This is a genomic window from Streptomyces sp. NPDC102279, from assembly GCF_044766365.1.
Classification (GTDB): Bacteria; Actinomycetota; Actinomycetes; order Streptomycetales; family Streptomycetaceae; genus Streptomyces.
Map to the genome: position 1 here is coordinate 632179 of NZ_JBIWLU010000004.1, position 8529 is coordinate 640707.

5 protein-coding genes are annotated in these 8529 nt (G+C 72.5%); 2 read left to right on the forward strand and 3 right to left on the reverse strand.

Annotation, left to right across the window (positions count from 1 at the left end):
- Window positions 1–190: 190 nt before the first annotated feature.
- Window positions 191–3904, reverse strand: a complete 3714-nt coding sequence (locus ACIRQH_RS12900; RefSeq protein ID WP_404225699.1) for a CHAT domain-containing protein — start codon at window positions 3902–3904, stop codon at window positions 191–193.
- On the opposite strand from ACIRQH_RS12900, the gene ACIRQH_RS12905 reads away from it, so the two are divergent.
- Together ACIRQH_RS12905 and ACIRQH_RS12910 are read left to right on the forward strand one after the other, a co-directional pair.
- Window positions 3903–4292: a hypothetical protein gene (locus ACIRQH_RS12905; RefSeq protein WP_358817631.1), complete on the forward strand. Its 390-nt coding sequence runs from the start codon at window positions 3903–3905 to the stop codon at window positions 4290–4292. The genes ACIRQH_RS12900 and ACIRQH_RS12905 overlap by 2 nt on opposite strands.
- 5 nt (window positions 4293–4297) lie before the next feature.
- On the forward strand, window positions 4298–5209 hold the full coding sequence (locus ACIRQH_RS12910; protein WP_404225701.1) for a hypothetical protein: 912 nt from the start codon (window positions 4298–4300) through the stop codon (window positions 5207–5209).
- Between the two features lie 174 nt (window positions 5210–5383).
- On the opposite strand, the gene ACIRQH_RS12915 is transcribed toward ACIRQH_RS12910, so the two are convergent.
- Window positions 5384–6112 (reverse strand): PspA/IM30 family protein, encoded by a 729-nt coding sequence (locus tag ACIRQH_RS12915; RefSeq protein WP_404225703.1) that lies wholly within the window; start codon window positions 6110–6112, stop codon window positions 5384–5386.
- A gap of 91 nt (window positions 6113–6203) precedes the next feature.
- Window positions 6204–8318 carry a TPM domain-containing protein gene (locus ACIRQH_RS12920; RefSeq protein WP_404225705.1) on the reverse strand — a complete coding sequence of 705 codons (2115 nt, stop codon included), beginning with the start codon at window positions 8316–8318 and terminating at the stop codon, window positions 6204–6206.
- Window positions 8319–8529: the final 211 nt, after the last annotated feature.

Below are 8529 nucleotides of genomic sequence, written 5' to 3' on the forward strand. Positions count from 1 at the left end.
ATGTGGGCGCGCAGGGATCACAGCGTCGGGTGAACGAAGGCGGGGATCAACAGTTCACCAGAGCCTTTTCCTGACCATGCCGGTCAGATGAACGAGCGTCCTGTGCCGAGGAGTTGGTGTCTCGGCGTCAGGTGTGAGACCTGGTCGCTGGATCCCTCGCAGCGGCCTTCGAGTTCGGGTCCGGGCCGGGCTATGGCCCGCTGTGGATCAGTGATGCCCACAAGTGTGGTCGGGAGGGGTGCTCGGCGCGCAGGCGCTGGATGACGCGGTGGAGCGTCGTCGCCGCGGCCTCGGCGGACGGTGTGTCCGGCATCAGGCGGTAGAAGTGGTCGGCCGTGTCGGCCGCGACGAGGTCGTCCAGCGGCCAGAGACTCGCGACGACGTGCCTGAACCCGGCCAGTTGGAACGCGGAGGCGAGGTGGATGGACTCGTCCGCGTGCCTCCAGCCGGCATGTCCTGTGGAGCACGCGGACAGGTAGGCCAGTTCGGCCTCGTGGAGGTCGAGGCGACCGATCTCCGCGATGGACAGCACGCCGTCGTGAAGGTGGAGCCCGCCCTCGGACGGCGCGTCGGGGTTGGTGCCGGCGTGGCAGGCGAAGTGTGCCCAACTCGCTTGGGGGAGAGCGCCGGTCACGCGCACGGCCGTGGCCTGATCGTTGGTCAGTAGTGGCATGTCGGGATGGGCGGCGTGCAGGCTCGCCGCTTCCGAGGCGGTGGCCGGCAGGTCCGGCAGACCCGGGGTCCTGTCCAGGGCGACGGTGAGTCGTCGCAGGTCTGTCGCGGCCGGGCGTCCGTGTGCGCGGGCCAGGGTGCGCAGGGTGGGCGTGTACGACGAGATCACCCGGTCGAGTGCGCCGCGGCTACCGGGGTGTCCGGCCGCGTGCAGCGGCAGCAGTCCGAGCGGCCCGGTCGGCATCCACCACACGTGGGGCAGTACTCCGTCGTCCGGGCGGAGCCGGTTCCCGAGCGCTTCGAGGACCGGCTCGACCGTCGTGTCCCACAGCCAGCCGAGCAGCTCCGTCAGCACCCGTTGCCGGCGCAGCTCGCCGGTGAACGAGCTGGCGTCGTGGGTCGCTTCCGTCAGCTCGGCGGCCCGCGCCTCGACGTCGGCCAGCCGCAGTTCGGGCAGCGGCACCGCAAGCGGGGGGCCGTCGGCGGTGACGACGATGCCGTCGCTGCGCTGTCGGCCTGCGTTGAGCAGCACGACCGCCCCACCGGGGACGGTCGGTCGTAGCTCGGTCCACGTCGGTGGGAGCAGGAAACGGTCCAGACCCGGCAGTCGGCGGATCTCCGTCAGTACGGCGTCGTGCTCGGCCCACAGCCGTTTACGCCGGTCGACGTGGTCGAGGTCCTGACTGTCGGGCGTGGCCATGGCTGGAGGGTCAGGGGCGTTGAGAGCATCACGGACGCGGCTCAGACGTCCTGCCAGTGCCGGGTGCTCGGGTTCGAGTTCGGCGAGGGGAGTCCGCAGCGCCAGTCGGGAGGCCAGCAGGACGGCCCGGCCCAGCTCCGCTGCCTGGAGCGCGCCGCCAGGATCGTCGAGGGCACAGTGCACGGCGATCGTCTCGCCGACCAGTCCGCGGTTCACGCCGAGGCGGTGTTCGTGGTCCGCCGACGAGGTCTCCCGTGCCGCGACCAACGGCAACAGTTCGACCGCGGCGTCGAACAGCAGCCGGGCGGTCCGCGGTTCGTCCATTGCGTAGGCGAGCCGGCCGACTGCCCAGCAGGCACGAAGCCGGTCCAACGGGGGCGATGTCCTGGCCCCGAGCGCACCGTCCGCCAGACGGGCGATCAACGACCGGTCCATGGTGTTGCCGGTGTCCCACCTCCTCGTGTGACAGATCCCGAGGAAGTAGACGCGTGAGGCTCGCCGGGGATGCTCGGCGGGGGTGGCGGCGACGGTGTCCTCTGCCGCGTCGACGGCGCGGTCGAGGTCGGCCGGGTCGCCGGTTCGCAGGAAGCGCAGCCGATGGGTGTTGCCGAGGTTGAACAGATGCTGTGCGCGGTCCGGATGGTCGGCGGGGACGGCATCGGCCGCCTCCCGCGCCAGGTCGAGCGCGCGGTCCAAGTCGGCCGGATCGCCCGAGTGTTCGTACCGTGCCTGGTAGGACTGTCCGAGGTTGTACAGGCGCAGCAGTCGGTCGGGATGGTCGGCGGGGGTGGCCGCGAGTGCCAGGAGCGTGAGGTCGACGGCGTTGTCGAAGTCGGCGCCGCCGCTGCGATGGGACCGCGACTGGTACGCGGTCGCCAGGTTGGACAGGTGAGTCGCCCGGTTCGGGTGGTCGTTGGGCGTGGCTGCCACGGCCTGTTCGTGATAGGCGACGGCACGGCCCAGGTCGTGACGGCTGCCGCTGTGCTCGAACCGTTGCTTGAGGGCGTTGCCGAGGTTGCTCAGGCGCATCGCACGGTCCGGGTGGTCGTCCGGTGTGGCGGCCACCGAGCGTCTCCCTGTGTCGATGGCCGCGTCCAGGTCGGGCATCGTCCCGGTGCGGGCGAACCGGGCCCAGCGGGCGACGCAGAGATTGGACAGGTACGTCGCCCGATTCGGATGGTTGTCGGGCGTGGCGGCCACGGCCTGTTCGTGATGCGCGATGGCACGGTCCAGATCGCCCACGTCCCCCAGGTGTTCGAATCGCTTCCGCAGCGTCGCAGCCAGGTTGGACAGAGCCATCGCCTGGAAAGGGTGATCAGTGGGTGTGGCGGCGACCGCGCGTTCCAGGCACTCGACGGCTCGGTGCAAGTCGAGGCGGTCCCCCTTCCGGTCGTGCCGTGCGTCGTACGCAGTGCCCAGGTTGGACAGCCGGTGGGCGAGCTCGGGGTGGGCGTCGGGCGTGGCGGCCACCGCCCGCTCGTGATGTGAGACCGCAACGTCCAGATCGCCCACGTCCCCCAGCCGGTCGAACCGCGCCCGGTGGGCGATACCGAGGTTCGACAGGAAGGTCGCGAACTGGCGGTGACCTTGGGGTGCGGCGGCGACGGCACGGCCGAGGTGGCCGATGGCCCGGTCCAGGTCGGCCATCTCTCCCAGCCGTTCGAACCGCGTGTGGTACGCCATGGCGAGGTTGGACACGTAGTTGGCGCGGTCGGGAGCGTTGTCCGGGGCGGCGGCGACCGCGTGCTCGTGGTGGCCGATGGCCCGGTCCAGGTCGGCCAGGTTCCCCGTTCGCTCGAAGCGGTCGTTGTAGGCGACGGCGAGGTTGGACAGGGCGGTCACGCGGTGCGGGTTGTCGGTATCGGCGGCGGCCTGCTCTCCGAAGCTGATGGCGCGGTCCAGGTCCGCCGGAGTTCCCGCACGGCCGAATCGTGCCCAGTAGGAGGTGCCGAGATTGGTCAGGGTTGTCGGCCGGTGAGGGGAGCCGGCGGGGGTGAGGGCCATCGCGCGCTCGCCTGTGCCGATGGCGCGGTCCAGGTCCGCGGTGTGCCCGGTTCCCTCGAACCGCAGCAGATAGCCCGTGGCGAGAGTGGACAGGTGGAACGCGATGTTCGGATCGGTGCCGGGCGCGGCAACGGCCCGTTCTCCGAACTCGATGACCCCGTCCAGGTCGTTCGAATGCCCGACGCGCTGGAACCGCATGAGGTGGGTGGCGCTGAGGTTGCCCAGGATCAGCGCGGAGTTCGGGTCGCCGACGGTGAGGGCGATCACTGCCTGTCGCCCGATGCCGATCGCCTGGTCGCCGTCGTCCTCCTGCCCGGTCAGCGCGTACCGCGCCCGATGGGACTCGGCGAGGTTGTACAGGCGGGTGGCGCGGTGTCGATGGTGGTGCGGTGTCAGAGCGAGGATGTTGTGGAACAACGAGACGCAGACGCCCAGCAGCGCCGTGTCACCGGACTGGGTGGCCCGGTTGAGCAGGTCGACCGCCTGTTGGTTCAGCAGCTCCGGATCGGGCCGGTGGTCGGGGGACATGACCCGTGAGACTATCGGCCAACTGACGGACGGAGGAGCCCTGGTGGACGCCGAACGAACGGCTCTGACCACATTGTGCCAGGAGTTCGACGCACTCATCGGCGAGACCAGGCTCCACTCCACGGAACGTCAGGACCTGCTGGAACGGATCGTGACCGAGGCACGGGCCCGGCGTCCGGTGCTCACCCTGCTGGGCCAGTTGCTGCACACCGACCGTGAGGCGACCCTGCGCACGCTCGCGACGGGGCTGCCGGGAGCCGGGCCGGGCATCGCCCGTCAGGAGACCTTCCGCTGCCCGGACGGCGCCTGTGACCGGACGGCGGTGCCGCCCCCGGCGGGCGCGATCCCACGCTGCTCTGTCATGGGTCGGCCCCTGGAACGGGGGTAGCGCAGGTGGGCGGTTTCTTCCAGCAGTTGGCCAAGACGCTCGCCGACCGGTGGATCAGTCTGCTCGTGCTGCCCGGTGCGTTCTTCCTCGGCGCGGTGTGGCTGTCCGTCAACCTCGGCCATGGCGACGCGTGGGACGTCGCGCTGTTGAACCAGCGGGCCGGGAGCGCCGCCACCACGGTCGCGGACCTGCCGAGCGGCGCACAGGCACTGCTCGTTGTGGCCCTTCTGGCGGCCACCGCCGGTCTGGGCTTCGTCGTGCAGGCCCTGGCCGGGGTCACCCGGCGCGTCTGGCTCGGCCAGTGGCCGCGCCCGTTCGTCGCGGTCGCGGCGGTGCGAACCCTGCGTCGGCGTGCGCGGTGGCACCGGCTCGTGGAAGAACGTCGGGCGCTCGAAGCCGCAAGCCCGGGCACACGCACCCGCGAGCAGCAGGACCGGATCGACGCCGCGGCCGGCCGTGTCACTCGGCTGGCCATGGCCGAACCGGGCAGGCCGACCTGGATGGGCGACCGGATTCATGCCGTGGAGTCGATCGCGTACCACCGCTACGGACTCGACCTGACCTATGGCTGGTCCCGGCTCTGGCTGATCCTTCCCGATCCCGCACGTGCCGAACTCACGGCAGCGCACTCGGCGTTCGCCGCAGCCGTCGCCACCGGCACTTGGGCCTTGCCCTATCTCCTGCTCACCGTGGTGTGGTGGCCGGCTGTGCTGGTCGCGGCGGGCATCGGCCTGACCGGGTGGGCCCGCGCACGCGCCGCCGTCGCCGATTTCACCACCCTGACCGAGGCCACCCTCGATCTGCACGGCCGTGCGCTGGCAGTCGCCCTGGGGGTGGGCGACCTCGCGGAGGGGGCAGGCCCGCTCACGATCAGCGAGGGCGAGCACATCACCCACCTTGTGCGGAAGGGCCGCTAGCCACACCGTCTCCCGAGCGGACGACTCCCGGAGCGGCCGTCCAACAGGGCGCAAGCCGCCGGGCGTCACAGCGCGGGCGCCGTCGCGCCCCGGGAGGAGTCCGGCCGTGCCAGGCGGCCAGGCCTCGGACCCGCCGGGTCCGTCCGCGTCGGGGCGGGTTCCGTCCGGGGACGGTCAGGCGGCGCGGCCCTGCTTGAGGGCGGCCAGCCGGGCCTCGATCTCCGCGGTCTTGCCGAGGTCCTCCAGGGACTCGAACTGCGCGTCGAGGGAGGAGGCCGCCAACTCCTGCTTGCCCAGGGCCATGGCCTCCTCACGCCGGACCTTCTCCTCGAAGCGGTGCAGATCGCTCGTCGGGTCCATCACGTCGATGTTCTTCACCGCGTCCATCATCGTGTTCTGGGCATGCGCGGTCCTGGCCCGGGCCACCAGCTCGTCCCGCTTGGCCTGGAGTTCCGTCAGCTTGCCCTTCATCGCGTCCAGGCCCGACTTGAGCTTGTCGACGACCTCCGTCTGGGCGACGATCGTGGGCTCCGCCGTCGTCGCCTCCTTCTCCGACTGCAGCTGGCGGCCCAGCGCCACCTTCGCCAGGTTGTCGAACTTGTCGGCGCTCCCGGCGTCCTCCGGCGTCCCCGACGTGCGCAGCTCGTCCGCCTTCCGGCTTGCCGCAAGGGCTTTGCCGCCCCACTCGGCGGCCGCCTCCACGTCCTCCTCGTGGTCCGCCTCCAGCATCCGCAGGTTCCCGATCGTGGCGGCGACCGCCTGCTCCGCCTCGGAGATGTTGTTCGTGTAGTCGCGGATCAGCTGGTCCAACATCTTCTGCGGGTCCTCCGCCTGGTCCAGCAGGGCGTTGATATTGGCCTTGGCCAGCTGGGTGACGCGGCCGAGGATCGTCTGCTTGCTCATGGTGGTTCTCTCCTGGTGAGCCTGAGGGGTCGGGTGAGCCTGAGGGGGAGTGTTCGGGAGCCGGCGCCTCCGGCCGCTGTCCGCGCGCCGGTCAGAAGCGGCCTCCGCCGCCCATGCGACCTCGGGTCCCGCCGCCGCCGAAGGAGCCCGGACCGGCGCCGCCGCCCCCGAAGCCCCCACCGAAGCCGCCGCCCCGGCTCCCGAAGCCGCCGCCCCGGCCGCCGCCCCGCAGGATCTCGCCGAGGATGATCCCGCCGAGTACGGCGCCGCCCTGGCCGCCGCCGGAGCGCCGGCCGCCGTACGGATCCTGATAGCCCCGTACGTCCTGCTCGGCCAGCTGCTGCGCCTGCCGCGCGAGGGAATCCGCCTGCTGGGCCTCCGCCAGCGCGCCCGACGGGTCCGTCGTGGCCAGGGACACCGCTCGTTCCAGATGCCGGCCCGCTTCGGCCAGTCGGGTGCGGGCCTGGCTGCCGACCGCGCCCCGGCTCGTGGTGACGTAGTCCGTGGCCGCGCCGATCGCGCTGCGGGCCGAGAGCATGGCCTGGTCGAGCAGGGCCACCGCGCGTTGGCGGCCCGACTCCCGCTCGCGCGCCCCGGCCATTGCCTCGTCGAGCGCGGCGTCGGCCTCCTCGACGCGGCGCAAACAGTCGATCGGGTCGTACCGGCCCGCCGCCTGCTCCCGCCGCACGTCGGACAGGACGGCCTCCGCCCGGCCGATGCGCCCGCGCAGATCCGCCGTCGATGTGCCCTCCGCGGTGCCGGTGAGCAGCCCACGGGCGTCCGCGAGGTCCGTGTCGGCCTCGTTGAGGGCGCTCGGTAGCTTCCCGGCCGCCTCCGCCAGCTCCTGGGCCCGTCGCTCCACGGCGTCGACCAGGGTCGCGGCCTGTCCGACCGCGCTCTCGGCGGCCCGGACATGCACTGCGGCCTTTCCGTTGTCGCCGCCGCCGACCGCGGTGCGCGCCGCATCGAGGCTCGTCGTCGCGAACAGCAGTCTGTCCTCGGCCTGTTGGGCGTTGGAGGCCACCGGCGCCGGCGCGGAGTCCGCGTACCGCACCGTCAGGGCGGCCAGCGTCGACTCGGCAGCGGCGGTGCGGCCGGACAGCGCTCGGAACTGCTCCTCCACGGTGGCCAGAGCCTGCGGCGCGTTCCTTTCCAGGTCCCGCAGCCGGTCGAAGGCCGCCGACTCGGCGTCCAGCCGGCGGCTCGCCTCCGCGCACCGGGCGATGATCTCCTCCAGCATCAGGCGCCGGGTGGCGTCGTCCTCCTGGTAGGCGTCGTCCAGTTGCTGGCGCAGCCGGAAAGCATGGGTCAGCTCGCCCTTGGCGTACTCCACGGCCTCGGTGAAGGGGCCGACCGCCTCGTCGCCGAACTGTGCGGAAGCGAAGCCGAGTTCCTCGGTACTGGTGCGGACCGCGTCATCGGTCTCCACCAGCAGCCCTTTCGCCCGGGAGTCCAGCTCCGGCAGCGGAACCGGAGTGGTCCCGCCCCAGGCCTGGCCGGTGTTCGTGCCGCGCCCGGCCGCGCTGCCACGCCTGCGTCGGGAGTACGCGTACGCGCCCAGCGCTCCGGCCGCGCCGACCGCGACCACCGGGAGGACGAAGTCGCCCGCCCCGTTCCCGCTGTCCGGCGCGCCGCCCGGGTCCGCCGGGCCCGGGGTGATCGTGGGCACCGGGACGGGCAGCCCGCCGAGCACGGCGGAATACCCGTTGGCCGCCCCGATGGCGGCGCCCGCCCAGTCGTTCTCCTTCAGGGCGGGCTCGATGGCGGTCTGCGCGACCGTCGCGAGCTGCTGCTGGGTGAAACCGGACCGGGTGTCGGCCGAATAGGCGTACTGCCGGGCTCCGGTCGCCACGGCCAGCAGGACATCGTTCTGTCCGAGGCCGTTCTTCTCCGCGGTCGCGTCGGCCCAGCTCTGGGCGGAGCGTCCGGAGAAGTCGCGCACGTATGCCACGAAGAGCTGGATCCTGTGCTCGGCGTAGAGCTTGTCGAGGGCGGCGGTCACCGAGGCTTTCCGGTCGCCCAGCGCGTCCACCCGGTCGGTGATCTGCCCCTGCTGCGAGAGGGTGACGGGATCGTCCGCCCGCGCCTGCGGAGCCCCGGCCACGCCCCAGCCGCCGACCGCCAGGAGCGCGGCGGCCAGAGCCAGACCGGCCCGCAGGGGTACGTCCGCCGTGGGGCGTCTCTGCGTCCTGCTACTCGGCGGCATCACAATTGGGAGGCTATGGCCGGAGTCCTACCGTCGCATGCGGAGGAAGGGCAAGCGATCCGACCTCCCGGGGAAGCGCCGGGCCGGAGTCGGGGGGGGGGCCCCCCCCCCCCCCCGCCGGGGGGGGGGGGGGGGGGGGGGCCCCCCGCCCCCGGGGGGGGGGGGCCCCCCCCCCCCGGGGGGGGGCCCCCCCCCCGGGTGGGGCCCGGCC

Coding starts and splice junctions, on each gene's coding strand:
- ACIRQH_RS12920 (WP_404225705.1), bottom strand. CDS start 8,318: ATGCCGCCGAGTAGCAGGACGCAGAGACGCCCCACGGCGGACGTACCC.
- ACIRQH_RS12900 (WP_404225699.1), bottom strand. CDS start 3,904: ATGTCCCCCGACCACCGGCCCGATCCGGAGCTGCTGAACCAACAGGCG.
- ACIRQH_RS12915 (WP_404225703.1), bottom strand. CDS start 6,112: ATGAGCAAGCAGACGATCCTCGGCCGCGTCACCCAGCTGGCCAAGGCC.
- ACIRQH_RS12905 (WP_358817631.1), top strand. CDS start 3,903: ATGACCCGTGAGACTATCGGCCAACTGACGGACGGAGGAGCCCTGGTG.